Source organism: Hydrogenophaga sp. RAC07 (assembly GCF_001713375.1).
Lineage (GTDB): Bacteria > Pseudomonadota > Gammaproteobacteria > Burkholderiales > Burkholderiaceae_C > Hydrogenophaga.
Genome location: NZ_CP016449.1, coordinates 3,758,930 through 3,780,041, shown reverse-complemented (window position 1 = coordinate 3,780,041; position 21,112 = coordinate 3,758,930). Strand labels below are relative to the sequence as shown.

General features: G+C 68.6%; 17 protein-coding genes. 7 read left to right on the top strand and 10 right to left on the bottom strand.

What is annotated here, in order from left to right:
- Positions 1 to 22: 22 nt before the first annotated feature.
- From BSY239_RS17580 to glgB, 6 genes are all read right to left on the bottom strand, one after another.
- A complete protein-coding gene (locus BSY239_RS17580; RefSeq protein WP_069047935.1) occupies positions 23 to 2,491 on the bottom strand; it encodes a glycogen/starch/alpha-glucan phosphorylase in 2,469 nt (822 codons plus the stop codon).
- Between the two features lie 56 nt (positions 2,492 to 2,547).
- Positions 2,548 to 4,068, bottom strand: coding sequence for a glycogen synthase GlgA (gene glgA, locus BSY239_RS17575; protein WP_069047934.1), 1,521 nt, complete (start codon positions 4,066 to 4,068; stop codon positions 2,548 to 2,550).
- Positions 4,065 to 5,324 carry a glucose-1-phosphate adenylyltransferase gene (gene glgC, locus BSY239_RS17570; protein ID WP_069047933.1) on the bottom strand — a complete coding sequence of 420 codons (1,260 nt, stop codon included), beginning with the start codon at positions 5,322 to 5,324 and terminating at the stop codon, positions 4,065 to 4,067. The genes glgA and glgC overlap by 4 nt, the downstream gene beginning before the upstream one ends.
- 89 nt (positions 5,325 to 5,413) lie before the next feature.
- On the bottom strand, positions 5,414 to 6,919 hold the full coding sequence (malQ, locus tag BSY239_RS17565) for a 4-alpha-glucanotransferase (protein WP_069047932.1): 1,506 nt from the start codon (positions 6,917 to 6,919) through the stop codon (positions 5,414 to 5,416).
- A gap of 7 nt (positions 6,920 to 6,926) precedes the next feature.
- Positions 6,927 to 9,083 carry a glycogen debranching protein GlgX gene (glgX, locus tag BSY239_RS17560; RefSeq protein ID WP_069047931.1) on the bottom strand — a complete coding sequence of 719 codons (2,157 nt, stop codon included), beginning with the start codon at positions 9,081 to 9,083 and terminating at the stop codon, positions 6,927 to 6,929.
- Positions 9,083 to 11,008, bottom strand: coding sequence for a 1,4-alpha-glucan branching protein GlgB (gene glgB, locus BSY239_RS17555; RefSeq protein ID WP_069047930.1), 1,926 nt, complete (start codon positions 11,006 to 11,008; stop codon positions 9,083 to 9,085). The genes glgX and glgB overlap by 1 nt, the downstream gene beginning before the upstream one ends.
- Positions 11,009 to 11,101: 93 nt before the next feature.
- Here glgB and BSY239_RS17550 point away from each other — a divergent pair, with 93 nt between their 5' ends.
- Both BSY239_RS17550 and dtd read left to right on the top strand, forming a co-directional pair.
- Positions 11,102 to 12,031, top strand: a complete 930-nt coding sequence (locus tag BSY239_RS17550) for a cation diffusion facilitator family transporter (RefSeq protein WP_069047929.1) — start codon at positions 11,102 to 11,104, stop codon at positions 12,029 to 12,031.
- A complete protein-coding gene (gene dtd / locus BSY239_RS17545; RefSeq protein WP_069047928.1) occupies positions 12,028 to 12,477 on the top strand; it encodes a D-aminoacyl-tRNA deacylase in 450 nt (149 codons plus the stop codon). The genes BSY239_RS17550 and dtd overlap by 4 nt, the downstream gene beginning before the upstream one ends.
- Here dtd and ybeY read toward each other — a convergent pair.
- From ybeY to BSY239_RS17530, 3 genes are read right to left on the bottom strand one after another with little or no spacing between them, the layout of a single operon-like run.
- Positions 12,468 to 12,923: an rRNA maturation RNase YbeY gene (gene ybeY / locus BSY239_RS17540; protein ID WP_069047927.1), complete on the bottom strand. Its 456-nt coding sequence runs from the start codon at positions 12,921 to 12,923 to the stop codon at positions 12,468 to 12,470. The genes dtd and ybeY overlap by 10 nt on opposite strands.
- Positions 12,923 to 13,330, bottom strand: a complete 408-nt coding sequence (locus BSY239_RS17535; RefSeq protein ID WP_069049070.1) for an MliC family protein — start codon at positions 13,328 to 13,330, stop codon at positions 12,923 to 12,925. Before BSY239_RS17535 ends, ybeY begins: the two co-directional genes overlap by 1 nt.
- Positions 13,331 to 13,340: 10 nt before the next feature.
- The gene (locus BSY239_RS17530; RefSeq protein ID WP_069047926.1) at positions 13,341 to 14,321 is read right to left on the bottom strand and encodes a PhoH family protein; all 981 of its coding nucleotides are present in this window, start codon (positions 14,319 to 14,321) and stop codon (positions 13,341 to 13,343) included.
- A gap of 106 nt (positions 14,322 to 14,427) precedes the next feature.
- On the opposite strand from BSY239_RS17530, the gene ruvA reads away from it, so the two are divergent.
- Genes ruvA through BSY239_RS17505 form a run of 5 tightly spaced genes read left to right on the top strand, consistent with a single transcriptional unit; the run spans position 14,428 to position 19,350 of the window.
- Positions 14,428 to 15,006 (top strand): Holliday junction branch migration protein RuvA, encoded by a 579-nt coding sequence (ruvA, locus tag BSY239_RS17525; RefSeq protein ID WP_069047925.1) that lies wholly within the window; start codon positions 14,428 to 14,430, stop codon positions 15,004 to 15,006.
- A gap of 8 nt (positions 15,007 to 15,014) precedes the next feature.
- On the top strand, positions 15,015 to 16,073 hold the full coding sequence (ruvB, locus tag BSY239_RS17520) for a Holliday junction branch migration DNA helicase RuvB (protein ID WP_069047924.1): 1,059 nt from the start codon (positions 15,015 to 15,017) through the stop codon (positions 16,071 to 16,073).
- Between the two features lie 13 nt (positions 16,074 to 16,086).
- Positions 16,087 to 17,379 (top strand): efflux RND transporter periplasmic adaptor subunit, encoded by a 1,293-nt coding sequence (locus tag BSY239_RS17515; protein ID WP_069047923.1) that lies wholly within the window; start codon positions 16,087 to 16,089, stop codon positions 17,377 to 17,379.
- A gap of 17 nt (positions 17,380 to 17,396) precedes the next feature.
- The gene (locus tag BSY239_RS17510) at positions 17,397 to 18,623 is read left to right on the top strand and encodes an ABC transporter permease (protein ID WP_069047922.1); all 1,227 of its coding nucleotides are present in this window, start codon (positions 17,397 to 17,399) and stop codon (positions 18,621 to 18,623) included.
- A gap of 4 nt (positions 18,624 to 18,627) precedes the next feature.
- Positions 18,628 to 19,350: an ABC transporter ATP-binding protein gene (locus BSY239_RS17505; protein WP_216637486.1), complete on the top strand. Its 723-nt coding sequence runs from the start codon at positions 18,628 to 18,630 to the stop codon at positions 19,348 to 19,350.
- Positions 19,351 to 19,365: 15 nt separating this feature from the next.
- Here the strand turns inward: BSY239_RS17505 and BSY239_RS17500 are convergent, their stop codons facing one another.
- Positions 19,366 to 21,093, bottom strand: a complete 1,728-nt coding sequence (locus tag BSY239_RS17500; RefSeq protein ID WP_069047921.1) for a lysoplasmalogenase family protein — start codon at positions 21,091 to 21,093, stop codon at positions 19,366 to 19,368.
- Between the last annotated feature and the right edge of the window lie 19 nt (positions 21,094 to 21,112).

Sequence of the window (21,112 nt, the reverse complement as noted above, 5' to 3'; positions counted from 1 at the left end):
CGCGCCTTGTGTGCCCCGGCGCTCAGGGGAACAGCGGTTTGACGTTCCAGATCTCGCTGGCGTACTCGCGGATGGTGCGGTCCGACGAGAACGCGCCCATGCCCGCCACGTTCAGCACCGCGTGGCGTGTCCACTCGTCCGGAGTCCGGTAGAGCGCGTCGACCTTGTGCTGCGTGGCCAGGTAGTCGGTGTAGTCGGCCAGCAGCAGGTAGTAGTCGGACTCCAGCAGCGTGCGCGTGATGTCGTGGAAACGCCCCGGCTCCTCGGGGCTGAAGGCGCCCTCGGCGATGCGGTCGATGGCGGTCTTGAGGTCGTAGTTGTGGTCGTAGTAGCGGCGTGGGTTGTAGCCGCTGGCGCGCAGGGCCGCCACCTGTTCGGTGCGGTGGCCGAAGATGAAGATGTGCTCCAGCCCCACGTGCTGGGCGATCTCGATGTTGGCGCCGTCCCAGGTGCCGATGGTGAGTGCGCCATTGAGCGCAAACTTCATGTTGCCGGTGCCCGAAGCCTCGGTGCCGGCGGTGGAAATCTGCTCGGACAGGTCGGCTGCGGGAATGATCACCTCGGCCAGCGACACGCGGTAGTTGGGGATGAACACCACCTTGAGCTTGTCGCCCACGCGCTTGTCGTGGTTGACCACACGCGCCACGTCGTTGATGAGCTTGATCACCAGCTTGGCCATGAAATAGGCCGAAGCCGCCTTGCCGGCGAACACCACCGTGCGCGGCACCCAGTCGGCGTGTGGGTGCGCCAGGATCTGCTGGTAGCGCGTGACCACGTGCAACACGTTGAGCAGCTGGCGCTTGTACTCGTGCATGCGTTTGATCTGCACGTCGAACAGGCTGGCCGGGTTCACGATCACACCGGTCTCGGCCGCGATGCGTTCGGCCAGACGCAGTTTGTTCTGCGCCTTCGCGGCCTGGAATGCGCTGACGAATTCGGGGTCGGTGGCCAGCGGGCGCAGCTGTTCGAGCTCGTCGAGGTTGCGCCGCCAGGTGGTGCCGATGCGCGCGTCGATCAGGCTGGCCAGCGGTCGGTTGGCCTGCGAGAGCCAGCGCCGTGGCGTGATGCCGTTGGTCTTGTTGCAGAAGCGTTCGGGGTAGAGCCGCGCGAAGTCGGCAAAGATGGTCTGCACCATCAGCTGGCTGTGCAGGGCCGACACACCGTTGATCTTGTGGCTGGCCAGCACCGAAAGGTAGGCCATGCGCACGCGGCGCTGCCCGCGTTCGTCGATCAGCGACACGCGGCGCAGCAGGTCGTTTTCACCCGGAAAACGCTCATGCACCTCGGCCAGAAAGATGGCGTTCAGGTCGTAAATGATGCGCAGGTGGCGCGGCAGCAGGCGGCCCAGCAGCTCCACCGGCCAGGTCTCCAGCGCCTCCTGCATGAGCGTGTGGTTGGTGTAGCTGAAGACGCGTCTGCAGATGTCCCAGGCGGTGTCCCACTCCAGGCCCTGCTCGTCGACCAGCAGGCGCATGAGCTCGGGCACGGCCAGTGCGGGGTGGGTGTCGTTGAGGTGGATCGCCACGCGGTCGGCGAACAACTCGAAGTTGCCCTGGTGCTTGAGGAAGCGGCGCACGATGTCCTGCAGCGAGGCGCTGACGAAGAAATACTCCTGCCGCAGGCGCAGCTCCTTGCCGTGCTCGGTGCTGTCGTCGGGGTAGAGCACGCGCGAGACGTTTTCCGATTCGTTCTTGGCCTCCACCGCGCGCATGTAGTCGCCTTTGTTGAAGGCGTCCAGGTTGATGCCGCTGGTGGCGCGCGCGGTCCACAGCCGCATGGTGGCCACGCTGCTGAGTTCGTGGCCGGGCACGCCGCTGTCGTAGGCGGTGGCGATCACGTCGTCGGTCTCGATCCAGCGCACATGCGCTTCGGTCTGCACCAGGCGGCCACCGAACTGCACCGTGTAGCTGAACTCCGGGCGCATGAATTCCCAGGGATTGCCGTTGACCAGCCAGTAGTCGGGCTCCTCGATCTGGCGACCGTCGACGATGCGCTGCGCGAACATGCCGTAGTCGTAGCGGATGCCGTAGCCCATGCCCGGCAAGCCCACAGTGGCCATGGAGTCGAGGAAACACGCGGCCAACCGGCCCAGGCCGCCGTTGCCCAGCCCGGCGTCGGCTTCCAGATCGATCAGCGAATCGAAGTCGACCCCGAGCTGGATGCAGGCGGTGCGGGCCTCGTCGAGGATGCCCACCGAGAGCAGGGCGTTGGTCAGTGCGCGCCCGGTGAGGAACTCCATGGACAGGTAGTACACGCGCTTGGCGTCGCTGTCCTGCGAGGTGGCCAGGGTCTCACGCCATCGGTGCATCATGCGGTCGCGCACGGCGTGGAGCAGGGCGAACAGCCAGTCGCGCTGGGTGGCCGAGCGCGGGTCGCGTCCGACCGAGTAGATCAGGCGATTGGCGATGGACTTGCGCAAGGCGTCCACGCCGTTGTCCAGATGGTCGTACTCGAACGGGACGGATTCGATGGTGGGTGCGGTGTTGGGCATGGTGTTGGGGCTCCCGTGGTGGTGCTCAAGGGCAGCAGCAATAAACGTGCAGGCGTTCAGGTGCTGGCCAGGCCTGGCAAGGCCGAGGCGTAGACCCGAAGGTAGTCGCTGGCTGCGTGCTCCCAGCTGAAGCGCAGCGACATGGCGTGGCGCTGCACGGCGCGCCAGTCGGCCGGGCGGCGATACAGTGCAAAGGCCCGGCGCAGGGCCGATTGCAGGCCATTCAGGTCAAGTTGGTGGAAGACAAAACCGCTGGCGCTATCGTCGTCCAGGTGCTCCAGGCTGCAGTCCACCACGGTGTCGGCCAGGCCGCCCACCGCGCGCACCAAGGGCAGTGTGCCGTAGCGCAGGCCGTAGAGCTGGGTCAGGCCGCAGGGTTCGAAGCGCGAGGGCAGCAGGATCACGTCGGCCCCGGCAATCACGCTGTGCGCCAGCGCTTCGTCGTAGCCCACGGTGAGCGCCACCTGGCCGGGGTGGCGCTGGGCGCAGTCGCGCAAGGCCTGTTCGATGGCTGCGTCGCCCGAGCCCAGCACCGCGAGTTGTCCGCCACGACCCACCAGCTCGTCCACCACGGCTGGCAGCAGGTGCAGGCCCTTTTGTTCGGTGAGGCGGCTCACCACCGAGAACAGCAGGGCGTCGGCTTGGGGCTTCAGACCCATGCGCGCTTGCAGCCGGGTCTTGGCCTGGGACTTGCCTTGCAGGTGGTCGGCATCAAACCCGGGCTGCACCAGCGGATCGGTCAGCGGGTTCCACACCGCGTCGTCCACGCCGTTGAGAATGCCGTGCAGCTGCGCCTGGCGCTGGCGCAGCACGCCGTCCAGGCCGCAGCCTTGTTCGGCCCCGGTGATCTCGCGCGCGTAGGTCGGGCTCACGGTGGTGATGGCGTCGCTGTACTTCAGGCCCGCCTTCATGAAGTTGATCTGGCCGTGGAACTCCAGCCCTTGCAGGTGAAAGAGGGTGTCGGGCAGGCCCAGTCGCGGGCGCAGGCCGGCGTTGAACACGCCCTGGTAAGCCAGGTTGTGGATGGTGAACACGCCGACCGGGCGGCGTTCGCCTGCCTGCGCGAATTCGCGCAGGTAGGCGAACGCCAGGCCGGTGTGCCAGTCGTGGCCATGCACGACATCGGGGAACCAGGCGGTGTCCAGACCGGTGCCCAGGAGGGCTGCGGCCCAGCCCAGCCAGGCAAACTGCTCGGCGCTGTCGGGCCAGGGTCGGCCGTGTTCGTCCAGGTAGGGGTTGCCACCGCGCTCGTACAGGCCCGGCGCGTGCAGCAGCCACACCGGCATGCCGCTGTCGGTGATGTGCCCGGCTTGCAGCCACGGCGTGGGGCCGTGCGCGCTGGCGGCGTGTGGACCGAGCCCGGCGGGCAGGCCGCTGCCGCCCCCGGCCGGCACCAGCAGCGTGGGGCCCTCGGGCGTGACGCCTGCGACCACGCCGGGAAAGGCCGGCAACAGCAGGCGCACATCGGCACCCAGGGCCCGCAGGGCGGGAGGCAAGCCTGCGCTCACATCGGCCAGACCACCGGTCTTGAGCAGCGGGAAGACTTCGGAACAGACGTAAAGAACCTTGAGGGTCATTGCAGTTTTTCAAGCATTTCACGGGTCACCAGCACGACGCCGCTGGGCGTGCGGAAAAAGCGGCGCGTGTCTTCGGCCGCGTCCACACCGATCTTCATGCCCGGCGGGATCACGCAGCCGTTGTCGACCACCACCTTGTGCAGTTCGCAGCCGCGGCCGATGTCGACCTCGGGCAGGATCACCGATTCCTCGACCGACGCATACGAGTGCACCCGCACGCGCGAGAACAGCACGGAGCGGCGCACCAGCGCGCCCGAGATGATGCAGCCGCCCGAAACCAGCGAGTCCACCGCGCAGCCGCGGCGGCCGTCGTCATCGAACACGAACTTGGCCGGTGGCAGCTGCTCCTGGTAGGTCCAGATCGGCCACTCGCGGTCGTACATGTCGAGCTCGGGAATGGTGTTGGTGAGGTCGAGGTTGGCGGCCCAGTAGGCGTCGATCGTGCCCACGTCGCGCCAGTAGGCCGGCGCCTCGGGAGAGCTTTTCACGCACGACAGGCCGAAGGGATGCGCCACCGCATCGCCAGCCGCCACCATGGCCGGGATGATGTCCTTGCCGAAGTCGCGGCTGGAGCCGGGCGTGCTCGCGTCGCGCTTCAATGCCTCGAACAGGTGCTCGGTGTTGAACACGTACACGCCCATGCTGGCCAGCGCCACGTCGGGCTTGCCGGGCATGTGCGGCGGTTGGGCGGGCTTTTCCAGGAAGTGAACGATGTTGCGGTCGGCGTCGATGTCCATCACGCCGAAGGCGGTGGCCTCGGCCAGCGGCACCTCGATGCAGGCCACGGTGCACTTTTTGCCCAGGGCCACGTGGTCGGCGATCAGCGTGGCGTAGTCCATCTTGTAGATGTGGTCGCCCGCGAGCACCAGGATGTACTCGGGCTTGTGCGCGCGCAGGATGTCCAGGTTCTGGTAGACCGCATCTGCCGTGCCCATGTACCAGCTCTCGTCGTCCATGCGCTGCTGGGCCGGCAGCAGGTCGATGAATTCGTTGAACTCGTTGCGCAGAAAACTCCAGCCGCGCTGGAGATGGCGCAACAGGCTGTGGGACTTGTACTGCGTGAGCACGCCGATGCGCCGCACGCCCGAGTTCAGGCAGTTGGACAGCGCGAAGTCGACGATGCGGAACTTGCCGCCGAAGTAGACCGCGGGCTTGGAGCGCCGGTCGGTGAGGGCGTGCAGGCGCGATCCGCGCCCGCCGGCGAGCACCAGGGCGATGGTGCGTCGGGCCAGTTGCTGGGGCGATGTCTTTTCCATGTGTGTCTCCGGTGGTGGTGGGCGGGTGCGTCTTGCTGCGCACTGATGCTCGATGGATCGTGACGGGATCGCGTGAACAGACTGTTTGACTAGGGTATTCGGCCGTGCGCGCGGGCCATGGCCAGCAATCGTTCGGCGGGGCGGTGATCGACCTGGCGCCAGTCGAAACGCCATTCCCAGCAGCCGATGGCCTGCCCGGGTGTGTTCATGCGGTGTTTGCCGTCCAGGCCCAACACGTCCTGGAACGGCAGCACCAGCGTGCTGGCCACCGACTGCGAGAGTGCGGTGATCAGCGTCCAGTGCGGTGCGGTGTCCACGGCCGGGCCGAGGTAGGCGCGCACGGCGGCCTTGTCCTGCGTGGAGGCGGCGCGCCACCATCCCAGGGTGGTGTCGTTGTCGTGCGTGCCGGTGTAGGCCACGCAGTTGCGTTCCAGGTTGTGCGGCAGGTAGGGGTTGGCCGGTCCGCCGCCAAAGGCGAACTGCAGGATGCGCATGCCGGGGAAACCGCAGGCTTCGCGCAGCGCCGTGACCTCGGGTGTGATCAGGCCCAGGTCTTCCGCGATGATGGCCAGCGGCCCCAACTCTTCCTGCAAGGCGGCGAAGAGCTGCAGGCCGGGACCGCTTTGCCATTGCCCGGCCACCGCGGTGGGCTCGGTGGCTGGAATTTCCCAGTGCGCCTCGAAGCCGCGAAAGTGGTCCAGCCGCACCACATCGACCTGACGGAACAGGTGGGCCACGCGGTCCTTCCACCAGCGGTAGCCATCGTGTGCCATCGCCGGCCAGTTGTAGAGCGGGTTGCCCCAGCGTTGTCCGGTGGTGCTGAAGTAGTCGGGTGGCACGCCGGCCACCACCTCGGGCTCGAAGTCGCCGCCGAGCAGGAACTGGTTCGCGTGCGCCCACACGTCGGCGCTGTGGTGCGCCACAAAGATCGGTGCGTCGCCCACCATCTGCACGCCCCGGCTGCGCGCGTAGTCGCGCAGCGCCTGCCACTGCACCCAGAAGCGCCACTGCACGAACTGCCAGAAACCCAGCGCCCTGGACGAGTGCTGTCGCACCTCGTCGAGCGCTGCGGGGTCGCGCTGGGCGAGTGGCGCGGGCCACTGGGGCCAGCTGCCGATGTGGCGTTCGCTCAGCACCATGAAGAGCGCGTAGTCGTCGAGCCAGTGCGCGTGTTCGGTGCAGAAGTCGGCCAGCGCGGCGCGGCAGGCGTCGCTGCCGCGCTGGCTGAAACCGTCCCAGGCCTTGCGCAGGCAGGCCATGCGCCAGGGCGCCACGCGGGTGAAGTCGCAGCGGTGGTGGTCGAAGCCCTGCGTGGGCATCCAGGGCAGCCAGCCCATGCGCACCAGATCGTCCAGATCCACCATGAGCGGGCTGCCGGCAAAGGCCGACACGCTCTGGTAAGGCGAATTGCCCGGCCCGGCCGGCGAGAGCGGCAGGATCTGCCACATGGACTGCCCGGCGGAGGCCAGCCAGTCCACAAAGTGGCGCGCGCCGATGCCGAAATCGCCCGAACCGTTGGGACCGGGCAGGCTGGTGATGTGCAGCAGCACACCGCTGGTGCGGCGCGAGAGGAAAGGGTGGATGGCGGTGTTCATGGCTTGTCTACTGGGTGGCGTCGGATACACGCAAGCCCTGGACCAGCACCCACACACTGGCTTCGTGCAGCGCCAGTGGGCCGTTGACCGTGTCGGCGGCTTCGCCCGGCAGCAGCACCTGCGCGCGAGCGCTGTTCAGCAGCAAGACCCAGTCGCCGGGCGGCAAGGGGAGCTGGCAGCGGCCGTGGTCGGCGTGCCAGACGATCAGCAGGCGCTCGTGCGGCGGCGCGTTGCCTTCCCCCACGGTGACCAGGGCGGTGAGTGTGTGGCGGTCGCGGGCCTGCCAGGCGTCGGCCCGCAGGGGCTGGCCGTCGGTGTCGAGCCAGGCGATGTCGGGCAGGGCTGTGTGATCGGTGTTGCCAGCGCCGTCGAACCAGCGCGCGTGGCGCAGACCGGGGTGCTGCCTTCTCAAGGCCGCAAGACGGGCCACGAAGGCGGCGAGCTCGGTGTCGGCGCCCGTCCAGTCCAGCCAGGTGGTCGTGTTGTCCTGGCAGTAGCTGTTGTTGTTGCCGTGCTGGCTGTGGCCCAGCTCGTCACCGGCCAGCAGCTGCGGCGTGCCCTGCGCGCAAAACAGCGTGGCCAGCAGGGCGCGGCGCCACAGGCCGCGGCGGTGCAGCACCTCCGGGTCGTCGGTCGCGCCCTCCACACCGCCGTTGGCGCTCAGGTTGTGGCCGTGGCCGTCGCGGTTGTCTTCGCCGTTGGCGGCGTTGTGCTTGTGCTGGTGGGCCGTGAGGTCGGCGAGGTTGAAGCCGTCGTGCGCGGTCACCATGTTCACGCTCGCGGCGGGCAGCCGGCCGCGCTGGTGGAACACATCGCCGCTGGCACACACCCGGGTGGCGAGTTCTCCTCGCGTGCCGTGGTGGCCGAGCCAGAAGGCGCGCACGCCGTCGCGGAAGCGGTCGTTCCATTCCATCCAGCCGGCCTCGAAACCGCCCAGGTGGTAACCGTTCGGCCCCACGTCCCAGGGTTCGGCGATGAGGCGCACGCTGCGCAGCACCGGGTCGTGCGCCATGGCGCTGAGCAGCGCGCTGCGCGGGTTGAACGCATGGCCCAGCGCTGCGTCGCGGCCCAGCGACACGGCGAGGTCAAAACGGAACCCGTCCACGCCGAAGGCCTGCACCCACCAGCGCAGGCTGTCCAGCACCCACTGCTGCACGCGCGGTTCGCTGAACGCCAGGCTGTTGCCGGTACCGCTGAAGTTGTGCGGCACGCCGTGCTTGTCCATGGCGTACCAGCGGTTCTGGCCCAGCCCGCGCCAGCTCAGCGTGGGGCCGTCAAGATCGCTCTCGGCCGTGTGGTTGAACACCACGTCCAGCACCACCTCGATGCCCGCGCGGTGCAGGGTGTCGACCATGTGGCGGAACTCGGCGCGCACGGCGGCGGTGTCGTCGGCGCCGGCCGCGGCGTAGGCCGGCTCGGGCGCGAACGCGTTGAGCGTGTTGTAGCCCCAGTGGTTGCTCAAGTCCCGTTCGATCAGGTGGCGCTCGCTGATGTGCTGGTGCACCGGCAGCAGGCACACGGTGGTGATGCCCAGGCCTTGCAGGTGCTGCACCACGGCGGGGTGGGCCAGGGCGGCGTAGGTGCCGCGCTGGTGCTCGGGCAGCTCGGGGTGCAGGCGGGTGAGGGCCTTCACATGCGCCTCGTAGATCACCACGCGGTCGGCGGCGATGGCGGGGCCGGGTGCGATGGCCAGGCCTGCGGCCAGCTCGGCCTGCGCGTCCACCACCACGCAGCGCGGCATGTGGGCGGCGTTGTCTGCCGGGTCGGGCTGGTGTTCGCTCCAGGCCTGTGTGGGGTGCATCGGGTCGGCGCAGGTGTGGCCGGTCTGCAAGGCGAGGCGCCCGGTGTCGCCGAGCAGGGCGAGCGCCCAGGGGTCGAGCAGCAGGCGCGCGGGGTTGAAGCGGTGGCCGGCTTCGGGTGCCCATGGGCCGCTCGCGCGCAAGCCATAGAGCTGACCGGCGCCCACACCGGGCGCGAAGGCCGACCACACCCCGTCGCCCGCGGGCTGCAGCGCCACGCGGCGGTGTTCAGCGGGTGCGCCGGGCTCGAACAGGCAGACGTTCACGCCGTGGGCGTCGGGTGCCCAGACGGAAAAGTGCACGCCGTCGACGCCATCTTGTGAACGCAGGTGCGCGCCCAGCGCGGGAACAGCGCAAGGGGGCATCAGTCCACCTCGGGTTGAAGCCACAGCACGGCCAACGGAGGCAGCGTCAGGGCCGCCGACCAGCGCTGGCCGTGCTGCGCCAGATCGTCGGCCAGCACGCGGCCGTGGTTGCCCACGTTGCTGCCGCCGTAGTGGCTGGAGTCGGTGTTGAGCCGTTCCTGCCAGTGCCCGCCGTGCGGCAGGCCCACGCGGTAGCCATGGCGCACCATGGGCGTGAGGTTGGCGATCACCACCACCGTGTCTTCGAGTGCGTGGCCGTAGCGGGCGAAGGCCAGCACCGAGTGGTCGGCGTCGTCCACCACCAGCCACTGGAAGCTGTAGGGGTCGGTGTCGCGCGCGAAGAGGGCCGGCGCGCTGCGGTAGACGTGGTTGAGGTCGCGCACGAGGTGCTGCACGCCGGCGTGCGCCGGGTCTTGCAGCAGCTGCCAGGGCAGCTCGGCGTCGTGGTCCCACTCGGTGGGCTGGGCAAGTTCGGCGCCCATGAAGAGCAGCTTCTTGCCCGGGTGGGCGTACATCCAGGCGTACAGCGCACGCAGGTTGGCCAGCTGTTGCCAGCGGTCGCCGGCCATCTTGTTCAGCAGCGAACCCTTGCCGTGGACCACCTCGTCGTGCGAGAGCGGCAGCACAAAGTCTTCGGTGTGCGCGTACATCATCGCGAAGGTCATCTTGTGGTGGTGCCAGCGCCGGTGGATCGGGTCGAGTGCGAAGTACGACAGGGTGTCGTGCATCCAGCCCATGTTCCATTTGTGGTCGAAGCCCAGGCCGCCCTCGGACACCAGGCCGGTCACACGCGGGAAAGCGGTGGATTCTTCGGCCATGGTGGTGGCGCGTGGGGCCTCCTGGTGCAGCACCTCGTGCACCTCGCGCAGGAAGGCAATGGCTTCCAGGTTCTCGCGCCCGCCGTGCTCGTTGGGCACCCATTCGCCGGCCGGGCGGCTGTAGTCGCGGTACAGCATGGAGGCCACCGCGTCCACGCGCAGTCCGTCGATGCCGTACTGCTCGACCCAGAACAGCGCGTTGCCCACGAGGAAGTTGCGCACCTCGAAGCGGCCGAAGTTGTAGATCAGCGTGTTCCAGTCGCGGTGGAAACCTTCGCGCGGGTCGGCATGCTCATACAGCGCCGTACCGTCGAACCGGGCCAGCGCGTGTTCGTCGGTGGGGAAGTGGGCGGGTACCCAGTCCAGGATGACCTTGAGCCCGGCGGCGTGCGCGGTCTGCACGAATCGGCGGAACGATTCGGGCGAACCGTGGCGCGCGGTGGGTGCGTACAGGCCGGTGGGCTGGTAGCCCCACGAAGCGTAGAACGGGTGCTCGCTCACCGGCATCAGCTCGATATGGGTGAAGCCCATGTCCACCGCGTAGGGCACGAGGTGGGTGGTGAGGTCGTCCCAGGTCGGCACGGTGTGCGGCCCGTCGGGCCGGCGCCACGAGCCTGCATGCACCTCGTAGATGGCCATGGGCAGGTCGGGGCGTTCGTGTGCCGCGCCACCCCGGTCGGCCGGTGCGCGCAGGGGCTCGCACACCCGGGCCGCGTTGCCCGGCGGCAGCTCGGTCTCTCGGGCGTAGGGGTCGGTCTTGAAGACGTGGCGGCCGTCGCTGCCCTGCACTTCAAATTTGTACCAGTCGCCCACCGCCGCGCCGGGCACGAAGAGTTCCCACACGCCGCACTCGGGGCGCAGGCGCATGGGCTGTGCGCGCCACTGGTTGAAATCGCCCACCAGCGCCACGAGGCGGGCGTGCGGCGCCCAGACGGCGAACGCGGTGCCGGCCTGTCCGTCCAGCGTGGTGGCGTGGGCCCCGAGCTTCTGCCAGGGACGCAGGTGCTTGCCTTCGGCCAGCAACCAGACATCGGTCTCGCCGAGCCAGAAACCGGGGGAGGAGGGGGCCGTGGTGGGGGCTGGGTTGGATGTGGTTGTGGTGGTCATGGGCGCGTCGTGTCGGTTCATTCTGGCACCGCTGGCAACCGGGACGTGCTTTGTCCTTGAGGGATGACAAGGCAGGTGCCTGACAATCAGGTCATGACCCCTGCCCACGCCCGACTGCTCACGCCCCGACGACTGCTCATGGCCTCGGTGGCGGTGGCCCTGATGACGATCGCCTTGAAGACCGGCGCCTGGCTCATCACCGACTCGGTGGGTCTGCTGTCGGACGCGATGGAGTCGCTGGTGAACCTGGCCAGCGCGGTCTTCGGCCTGGTGATGGTGACGATCGCAGCGCGCCCGGCCGACGAGGACCACCCCTATGGCCACCACAAGGCCGAGTATTTCTCGTCGGGCTTCGAAGGCATCCTGATCATCGCCGCCGCGCTCGGCATCATCTGGGTCGCCGGGCACCGTTTCTTTGACCCGCAGCCGATCGAGCAGGTGGGCTGGGGCCTGGCGCTCTCGGTGGTGAGTTCCGCGCTCAACGGCCTGCTGGCCTGGGTCATGTTTCGCGCCGCGAAGGAACACCGGTCCATCGCGCTGGAGGCCGATGCCAAGCACCTCGTGACCGACGTGTGGACCTCGGTCGGCGTGGTGGTCGGCATTGCGCTGGTGAGCTTCACCGGCTGGCTCTGGCTCGACCCGCTGGTGGCCATGGGCGTGGCGGCCAACATCCTGAAAGAGGGTTTTCACCTCATGTGGCGCTCGTCGCAGGGCCTGATGGACGAAGCGCTGGAGCCCGAGGTGATGGCCACCATCCAGGAAACGCTGGACGGTTTTGCCTCCGTTGAAGGGGAGGCCAGCATCATCCGGTTCGACCACGTGAGCACACGCAAGGCGGGGCAACGGCGCTTTGTGGACCTGCACATGCACATGCCGGCGAGCTGGTCGCTGGGCCGCGCGGCCGCCGTGCGCGCGAGCGTGGAGCAGGCGCTGATGAGCGCGGTGCCGGGGCTGCGGGCCACCATCCAGCTGCTGCCCAGCGATGTGGAAGCGCACTTTGACGATGAGAGGGATCTGATTTGATTTCCGTACTGCAGCGCGTGAGCGAAGCCCGCGTGGAGATTGCCGGTGAGGTGGTGGGACAGATCGGACCAGGCCTGCTGGTTCTGCTGTGCGCCGAGCCCGACGACACCGAGGCCGTGGGCGAGAAGATGCTGGCCAAGATCCTGAAGCTGCGCATCTTTGGTGATGCCGCCGGCAAGATGAACCTCAGCGTGCAGGACATGGCGGGCGGGTTGCTGGTGGTGAGCCAGTTCACCCTGGCTGCCGACACCAAGAGCGGCAACCGGCCCGGCTTCACCGCAGCAGCGCCGCCAGCGCTGGGCGAGGCGCTTTACGACGCGTTTGTGAAATCCGCACGCGCTTCGCACCCGGTGGTGCAGACCGGCTGTTTCGGCGCCGACATGAAAGTGCACCTGGTCAACGACGGGCCGGTGACCATCCCCTTGCAGATCAAGATTCAAGCGTAAGGATTGGGTTGGCCCAGGCCGGCCAGGATCTCGGTCTCGCGCGCTTCCATCTCGTCGGCATCTGCCTCGCTGGTCTCGTGGTCCCAGCCTTGCGCGTGCAGGGTGCCGTGCACCAGCAGGTGGGCGTAGTGCTCGGCCAGCGGCTTGTTCAGCTCGGCCGCCTCGCGCGCCACCACCGGCGCGCACAGCACCAGATCGGCCATCACCATCGGCTCCGTGGCGTAGTCGAAGGTGAGCACGTTGGTGGCGTAGTCGCGCTGGCGGTAGTCGCGGTTGAGCGCCTGGCCTTCTTCCGCGTCGACGATGCGCACGGTGATTTCGGCGTCGGCATCGAGTGCGTGGCGGATGCAGCGCACCACGCGGTGGCGCGGCAGCGCGGCGCGGTGAACGGCGGCGTCGGGCAGGTCGCCGAACTGCAGCGAGAGGGTGAGCTGGGGCAAGGCCATCAGCGTTTGGCCGGTTGGGCGAAGCAGTCGGCCAGCAGGGTCTGCTCCTGCGCCGTGTGGTCGGCGGCCAGAAAGCGGAGTTCGCCCTTCATGCCCTGGGTGTACCAGCGCAGGCTGTTCTGTTCGTCGAGTGCGATGAAGCGCACGCCGGTGGTGGCGCGGCGGCCTTGCAGCATCACGGTGCGGCCGTTGAAGTGCAGGGCGGCAAAGGCGTTGCCGTTGCTCAGGTTGAGGTAAACCAGCTCGATTTCTGTGCCGCCGTCGCAGCGGTAGTTCACCGCCTGGCTGCTGAAGACCAGCGACGGCGTGGCCGGGGCGGCGGCGGGCGGCATGCCCTGGGCGGCGACGGTGAACGACAGCACGGTCAGCAGGCTGCCGAGCGCGCGGGGGATGAATTTCAACAACATGGCCTTCACCTCAGGCTGCCTTGCGGCGTGTGCGTTTGGCCGGCGCGGCGTCTTCCACGTGCGGCGTGCGCGCGTCGTAGGCGTCCACGATGCGGGCCACCAACGGGTGGCGCACCACGTCGGCACTGGAGAGGCGCGTGATCGCGATGCCCTGCACGCGCTTGAGCACGCGCTCGGCGTCGATCAGGCCGCTGAGCTCCGTGCGCGGCAGGTCGATCTGGCTCACGTCGCCGGTGATCACCGCCTTGGCGCCGAAGCCGATGCGGGTGAGGAACATCTTCATCTGCTCCACGGTGGTGTTCTGCGCCTCGTCCAGGATCACGAAGGCGTGGTTGAGCGTGCGCCCGCGCATGAAGGCCAGCGGCGCGATCTCGATCTGCTGGCGCTCGAAGGCTTTCTGCACCTTCTCGGCCCCCATCAGGTCGTAGAGCGCGTCGTACAGCGGGCGCAGGTAGGGGTCCACCTTCTGGCCCAGGTCGCCGGGCAGGAAGCCGAGCTTCTCTCCAGCCTCCACGGCCGGGCGCGTGAGCACGATGCGCTGCACCGCGCTGCGTTCCAGTGCGTCCACCGCGCAGGCCACAGCCAGATACGTCTTGCCGGTGCCGGCCGGGCCGATGCCGAAGGTGATGTCGTGCGTGGCCATGTTCTCCAGGTAACGCGCCTGGTTGGGCGTGCGTCCGCGCACCTCGCCGCGCCGCGTCTGCATGGCCAGGGCGCCGTCGCCCGGGTCGGGCAGCGCGGTGTCGCCGCTGAGCATGAGTTGCACCTGCTCGGCCGGTATCGGCTTTTTCGCCATTTCGTACATGGCCTGCAGGGTTTCCAGCGCCTGGTTGACCTTGGGCTTTGTGCCCTCGATGCGGAACTGCTCGAAACGGTGCGCCACCTTCACGTTCAAGGCCGCCTCGATGCTGCGGATGTGGGTGTCCATGGGGCCGCAGAGGTGACCCATGCGGACGTTGTCGGGCGGGGAGAAGGTGTGTCTGAGAATCAAGCCGATAATTCCTTGAAATTGAAGCCCCCAAACCTGGCTGTGCCAGGCCCCCCGAGGGGGTGCAGTCGTTCTTGGGACGGCCCGGCGAACGACAAAGGATCCTCCGATGATAGGCAAGTTGACCGGTACGCTGCTGGAGAAAAACCCACCCCAGATCCTGCTGGACTGCCACGGCGTCGGTTATGAAGTCGATGTGCCCATGAGCACGTTCTACAACCTGCCCGGCACCGGCGAAAAAGTGGCCCTGCTCACCCACTTTGTGGTGCGCGAGGACGCCCAGATTCTCTACGGCTTCGCCACGGCACCCGAGCGTGAGGCCTTTCGCCAGCTCATCAAGATCAGTGGCGTCGGGCCCCGCACCGCGCTCTCGGTGCTCTCGGGCATGAGCGTGGGCGACCTGGCCCAGGCCATCAGCACACAGGACAGCGGCCGCATCATCAAGGTGCCCGGTATCGGCAAGAAGACCGCCGAACGGCTGCTGCTCGAACTCAAGGGCAAGCTCGGCGCCGACCTCAACCTCACGGGTGGTGGTCCTGCCCAGAGCGACGTGCAGAGCGACATCCAGCAGGCCCTGATGGCGCTGGGCTACAGCGACAAGGACGCCGCCGCCGCGCTGAAACCCTTGCCTGCCGATGTGGGTGTCAGCGAGGGCATCAAGCTCGCGTTGAAGGCACTGGCGAAATGAAGACATAAATGAGCATCCAGACCGACGACTTCGCCCCCGCGCCGCGCATGGTGTCCGCTGCGCCGGCTTCGCCGAAAGAGGAGGCGATCGAGCGCGCGCTGCGGCCCAAGCTGCTCGACGAGTACGTGGGCCAGGTGAAGGTGCGCGAGCAGCTCGAAATCTTCATCGGCGCAGCCAAGAAGCGCAACGAGGCGCTGGACCACGTGCTGCTGTTCGGCCCGCCGGGTCTGGGCAAGACCACGCTGAGCCACATCATTGCGCAGGAACTCGGCGTGAACCTGCGCCAGACCAGCGGGCCGGTGCTGGAAAAGCCCAAGGACCTGGCCGCGCTGCTGACCAACCTCGAAGCCAACGACGTGCTCTTCATCGACGAGATCCACCGGCTCAGCCCGGTTGTCGAAGAGATCCTGTACCCCGCGCTGGAGGACTACCAGATCGACATCATGATCGGCGAGGGTCCGGCGGCGCGCAGCATCAAGCTCGATTTGCAGCCCTTCACCCTGGTGGGTGCGACCACCCGCGCCGGCATGCTCACCAACCCGCTGCGCGACCGCTTCGGCATCGTCGCGCGGCTGGAGTTCTACACCTCGGAAGAGCTGGGCCGCATTGTCAAGCGCAGCGCCGGCCTGCTGAACGCGCCCATGGACGAAGAAGGTGGCTTCGAGATCGCGCGCCGTTCGCGCGGCACGCCGCGCATCGCCAACCGCCTGCTGCGCCGCGTGCGCGACTTTGCCGAGGTGAAGGGCACGGGCACCATCACCCAGGACATCGCCAACCGCGCGCTGGCCATGCTCGACGTGGACCCGCAGGGCTTCGACCTGATGGACCGCAAGCTGCTGGAGGCTGTGATCCACCGTTTTGACGGTGGTCCGGTGGGGCTGGACAACATCGCGGCCAGCATCGGCGAGGAGCGCGACACCATTGAAGACGTGATCGAGCCCTATTTGATCCAGCAGGGTTTCTTGCAGCGCACGCCGCGCGGTCGCATCGCCACGCTGGCGGCCTACCGGCACCTGGGTGTGGCGCCGCCCACCACCGACAACGGGCTGTTCCAGCCCGGCAATTGACGTCCTCCCACCCATGACCCTGTCTTCCGCTCAACGCCGCTGGGGATGGGGTGCAGCGGGCGTGCTGCTGGTGCTCGCGTTCTGGGCCGGCTGGCTCTGGCGCCACCCCAAGTTGGATGCGGTCGAGCTGCAAGCGGCACCGCTGGTGCGCAGCCTGCAGTTCTCGGCCCGCGTGGCCACGCTGTCGCGGGTGGAGATCGGCAGCACCATCACCGGGCGGGTGCAGGCCGTGCTGGTCGCCGAAGGCGCGCAGGTTCGCCGGGGCGACGTGCTGCTGCGCCTCGAATCCGACGAACTCGCCGCCGCACTCACGCAGGCGGAGGCGGCCGAGCGCCAGGCCGCGGCCCGGCTGGCGGGCTTGCGCAGCACCGGGCGCAGCGCCGCCCAGGCCGCGCTGGCCCAGGCCGAAGCCACCGTGCGCGCCGCCCGGGCCGAACTCACACGCACCGAACAACTGGTGGCGCAGGGCTTTGTGAGCGCCTCGCGCCTGGACGAGGTCCGGCGCGCGCTGGAGGTGGCCCAGGCCCAGCAGGCCAGTGCGCGCGCGCAGACGCGGGCCAACGAAGAAACCGGCTCCGACCTGGTGCAGGCGAAGGCCCAGCTGGCAGTGGCGCAGGCCACCACCGAGGCGGCGCGCGCCCGGCTGGCCCAGACCACGCTGGTGGCACCGGCCGATGCGCAGGTCTTGCTGCGCGAGGTCGAGCCCGGCCAGATCGTGCAGCCCGGCAAAGCCTTGCTGGGCCTGGCGCTGGCCGGCCCCACGCAGATCGTGGCGCCGGTCGACGAGCGTTTCCTCGACCAGCTGCAGACCGGCCAGGTCGCCCGCGTGGTGGCCGACGCGTTTGCCGGGCAGCCGCTGGCCGCGCGCGTGCTGTCGATCGCCCCGTCCGTGGATGCGCAGCGCGGTGCCATCGAAGTCCAGCTCACGCTGGACGCACCCGCACCGGCTTTTCTGCGCGAAGACATGACGGTGTCGGTCGAGGTGGAAACCGCCCGACGCGAGCGGGCGCTGGTGCTGCCGCTGGCCGCCCTGCGCACCGCGCTGCCCGACGGATCGGCCGCCGTGATGGTGAGCGACGCGGGCGTGGCGCGCAGCCGCGCGGTGACGCTTGGCCTGCGCACGCTCGATGCCGCCGAGGTGATCGAGGGTCTGGCCGAGGGGGATGTGGTGCTGATCGGCGGCACGCCGCAGGCCGGCAGCCGCGTGCGTGTGCGCCAGGTGCCCTGGCAGCCGGGTCAGCCGATGGGGCCCGGTGCGAACGCACCCGACGCCGGGGCCGCGCTGACCAACGCCATGGGGCGCTGAGCGGTGAAGGCACGTCCATGAGCGGGTGGCTGGGTTTCGAGCGGCGGGTGGCCATGCGCTTCCTGCGCGAGGGCCGCATGCAGACTGTGCTGATCATCGTGGGCGTGGCGGCCGGGGTGGCCGTGATCGCCTACATCTCGGCGCTCATCAGCGGTCTGCAGACCAACACGCTGAACAAGACGCTGGGCGCGCAGGCCCACATCACGCTGAGCGCACCCGACGACGTGGTGGCGCCGCCCGCCACCCGGGCGGCTGGCACGACCACCCTGACCGAAGCCCAGCCGCGCGCGCAGCGCCTGCGCTCGGTGGCCAACTGGCAGGCGCTGGTGCCGCAGCTCGAACGGCTGCCCGGCATCGCGGCGGTCTCGCCCATGGTGGCCGGCGGTGCGCTGGCGCTGCGCGGCGAGGCCACGCAATCCATTTCGCTCTTCGGGGTGGAACTGGACCGTTACGACCGCATCGTCGGCCTGCGCAGCAAGGTGGTCAGCGGCACCGCGCGCCTGGCGCCGGGCGAGGCCGTCGTGGGCCGCGACCTGGCGGCCGATCTGGGCGTGCGCGTGGGGGATCGCCTCACGGTGCAGACCGCCACCCTGAGCGAACCGGTGCGCGTGACCGCGCTGGCGGACTTCGGGGTGAAAGAACTCAACCGCCGCACCGTGATCCTGCCGCTGCGCGGCGCACAAAGCCTGCTCGGCCTGCCCGGTGGCGCCACCACCATCGACCTCACGGTGGACGACGTGTGGGCCGCGCAGGGACTCACCGAAGACCTGCGTCGCCAGTTGCCCTACCAGCTGGAGAGCTGGCAGGAGAGCAACGCCCAGCTGGTCTCGGCCCTCAACGCGCAGTCGGTGAGCACCAGCCTCATTCGCGGTGTGGTGCTGGTGGTGGTGGTGCTGGGCATCGCCAGTGTGCTGGTGGTGTCGGTGGTGCAGAAGCGCCGCGAGATCGGCATCCTGCGCGCCATGGGCGCCACGCGCGCCCAGGTGCTGCGGGTGTTCCTGGTGCAGGGCGCGGTGGTGGGCGCGGTGGGCTCGGTGCTCGGTATCGCCCTGGCCGTGTTGATGATCTGGCTGTTCACCACCTTCGTGCGCGGCTCCGACGGACAGCCGCTGTTCTCCATTTCCCTGCCACCGCTGCTGGCGCTGCAGGTGGCCGTGCTGGCCACGGTGTGCGGCGTGCTCGCGGCCATTGCACCGGCGCGCCGCGCCGCGGCCATGGACCCGGGCCAGGCCATCCGGATGTGAGCCCATGAGCGCCATGCCCGACCCGGTGCCCCTGATCGAACTCAGCGAGGTGCGCAAGACCTACAACGCCGGCCTGCCCAGCGAAGCCGAGGTGCTGCACGGCCTCAACCTGCGCGTGATGCCGGGCGAATTCATCGCGCTCATCGGCCCCTCGGGCTCGGGCAAGAGCACCTTGCTCAGCATCGTCGGCCTGCTCGAACGCATGAGTTCGGGCACCTACCGTTTTCAAGGGGAAGAAGTGCAGGGGCTGGACGACAACGGCCTGACCATGCGCCGGCGCAACAAGCTCGGCTTCGTGTTCCAGTTCCACCACCTGCTGCCGGCCTTCACCGCGCTGGAAAACGTGACCATGCCCGCGCTCATGGCCGAGGGCCGGGTCGGTGCGGCGCAGCTGGCGAGGGCCCGCGAGTTGCTGGACGCGGTGGGTCTGGCCCAGGCCATGGACAAACGGCCGGGGCAGCTCTCGGGGGGCATGCAGCAACGCGTGGCGATCGCCCGCGCGCTGGTGATGGAGCCGCCGCTGGTGCTGGCGGACGAGCCCACCGGCAACCTGGACACCGCCTCGTCCGACGATGTGTTCGTGTTGTTGCGGCGCATGCACGCCGAGCGCGGTGTGTCCTTCGTCGTGGTCACGCACGACCCGCGCCTGGCGGCGCGCTGCGACCGGCTGGTGGAGCTGGTGGACGGCCGCATCGCGCGCGACGAGGCCACGCCGCTGGCTGGGTGAGCGGGAGCCCGACGGTCAGTGCGGGTCTGGCGCGGGCGCTGACCGAACCATGTTCATCACGATCAAAATCTGCGCCGCATAGTAGGTGCTCAGCACCCACACCTGAGACATGGGCAGCGGCGACACGAACTTGTTGATCGCAAGCAGGGAGTCGCTGAGCATGAAGAAGGCCGCACCCAGCGCCACGCCGATGGCCGTGGCAGTTCGGTGCACCGTGGCGCGGCCGATGGCCTGGGCGGCCATGAGTGCGATCACCAGCACGTAGGCCGCCACCGGAGCACGCAGCGCGGCCGGCAGACCACCTTGCCAGAGAAAGGCATACATCGCAGCACCAATGCCCAGCGTGGCCACGAGCGCGCGTTGGCTCGGAAACCACGGCACACCCTGGCGGAACAGCGCGATGTAGGCCAGGTGGGCGAGCAGGAAGGACACGAGTCCCGGGATGAAGTAACCGGGGAACATCAGGAAGGCATCGCCCGCCAGCGACAGGGCCAGCGCTCCCGGCAACAGGCCGTTGGATCGCTGCAAGCCACCCGACCCACGCACATGGCCCAGCACCACCGCCATCGCGACCAGCATGGTCAGCGGCTTGAACACGCGGTGCAGTTCCACCCAGCCCAGCGCGGCGCTGGCCATGGACAGCGCCGCGCATTCGATCAGCAGTGCCTCGCCCATGCCGATGCGGCCCTGCATCACCGCGCCGATGGCCCACAGCGCCACCACCAGCACCGCGAACACCACCGCGCTGCGCGACAACGGCCACCCATCGGCGAACCACAGGAAACCCGCCACGCCCGCGAGCAGGGCGATGAACTGCAGGCCGGCAAACCACTGCACGCCGCGCTCCATGGGCGGTGCGTAGCGCTGCACCTGCGCGATGTCGAAGGCCGGCGCGGAGAAGCGCGCGGCCACGTCGGCCGGCCGCCAGCCCGGCGGTTTGAACCACACGCGCAGCTTGTCGGCCCAACGGCGTGTGTGCCACGAATCCTTGAGCAGGCTCCAGTACACCTCGCCGTTGGCCCACAGCGGGTCCCAGCTTTGCAGCGGCTTGCGAGTGCCATAGACGCACGGCTCGTCTTCTTCCTTGAAGCTGCCGAAGAGCCGGTCCCACACGATCAGGATGCCGCCGTAGTTGCGGTCCAGATAACGGTCGTTCACCGCGTGGTGCACGCGGTGGTTGGACGGGCTGCAGAACCAGCGGTCGAACCAGCCGAGCTTCTTCACCTGTTCGGTGTGCACCCAGAACTGGTAGAGCAGGTCGATGAGGGCGACGATGCCGAACACCAGCGGTGGCACCCCGGCCACCGCCATGGGCAGGTAGAAGACCCAACCCAGCAGCGCGCCCGAACTGGTCTGGCGCAGCGCGGTGGACAGGTTGTAGTCCTGGCTCTGGTGGTGCACCACATGGGCTGCCCAGAAGACGGCGCTCTCATGCCCCGCGCGGTGCAGCCAGTAGTAGCAGAAGTCGTAGAACACCAGCGCGGTGAGCCAGCCGGCCCAGGTGGTCCAGAACGGGTGGTCGGGCCAGATCGCCACCGCCGAGTAGACCGCGGTGTAGATGCCCACGCGCAGCAGCCGCGTGAACACCGCGCTGATCTGGCTGAGCATGCCCAGGCCGATGCTGCTGATCGCGTCGTCGAGGCGGTAGGTGTTGCGCCGGCGCTTGAGGCCGACGGCGTATTCGACAGCGATCAGTGCGAAGAACACCGGCGTGGCCAACACGATGATCTGACTGGGGCTCATGGGCAGGATGCGTTGGAAC

Bases quoted from the DNA above. Each gene is read 5' to 3' on its own strand.
- BSY239_RS17580 (WP_069047935.1), bottom strand. From the start codon at position 2,491: ATGCCCAACACCGCACCCACCATCGAATCCGTCCCGTTCGAGTACGAC.
- glgB (WP_069047930.1), bottom strand. From the start codon at position 11,008: ATGACCACCACAACCACATCCAACCCAGCCCCCACCACGGCCCCCTCC.
- BSY239_RS17510 (WP_069047922.1), top strand. From the start codon at position 17,397: ATGAGCGGGTGGCTGGGTTTCGAGCGGCGGGTGGCCATGCGCTTCCTG.
- ruvA (WP_069047925.1), top strand. From the start codon at position 14,428: ATGATAGGCAAGTTGACCGGTACGCTGCTGGAGAAAAACCCACCCCAG.
- glgX (WP_069047931.1), bottom strand. From the start codon at position 9,083: ATGCCCCCTTGCGCTGTTCCCGCGCTGGGCGCGCACCTGCGTTCACAA.
- BSY239_RS17535 (WP_069049070.1), bottom strand. From the start codon at position 13,330: ATGTTGTTGAAATTCATCCCCCGCGCGCTCGGCAGCCTGCTGACCGTG.
- glgA (WP_069047934.1), bottom strand. From the start codon at position 4,068: ATGACCCTCAAGGTTCTTTACGTCTGTTCCGAAGTCTTCCCGCTGCTC.
- BSY239_RS17505 (WP_216637486.1), top strand. From the start codon at position 18,628: ATGAGCGCCATGCCCGACCCGGTGCCCCTGATCGAACTCAGCGAGGTG.
- malQ (WP_069047932.1), bottom strand. From the start codon at position 6,919: ATGAACACCGCCATCCACCCTTTCCTCTCGCGCCGCACCAGCGGTGTG.
- ybeY (WP_069047927.1), bottom strand. From the start codon at position 12,923: ATGGCCTTGCCCCAGCTCACCCTCTCGCTGCAGTTCGGCGACCTGCCC.
- BSY239_RS17550 (WP_069047929.1), top strand. From the start codon at position 11,102: ATGACCCCTGCCCACGCCCGACTGCTCACGCCCCGACGACTGCTCATG.
- BSY239_RS17500 (WP_069047921.1), bottom strand. From the start codon at position 21,093: ATGAGCCCCAGTCAGATCATCGTGTTGGCCACGCCGGTGTTCTTCGCA.
- glgC (WP_069047933.1), bottom strand. From the start codon at position 5,324: ATGGAAAAGACATCGCCCCAGCAACTGGCCCGACGCACCATCGCCCTG.
- ruvB (WP_069047924.1), top strand. From the start codon at position 15,015: ATGAGCATCCAGACCGACGACTTCGCCCCCGCGCCGCGCATGGTGTCC.
- BSY239_RS17515 (WP_069047923.1), top strand. From the start codon at position 16,087: ATGACCCTGTCTTCCGCTCAACGCCGCTGGGGATGGGGTGCAGCGGGC.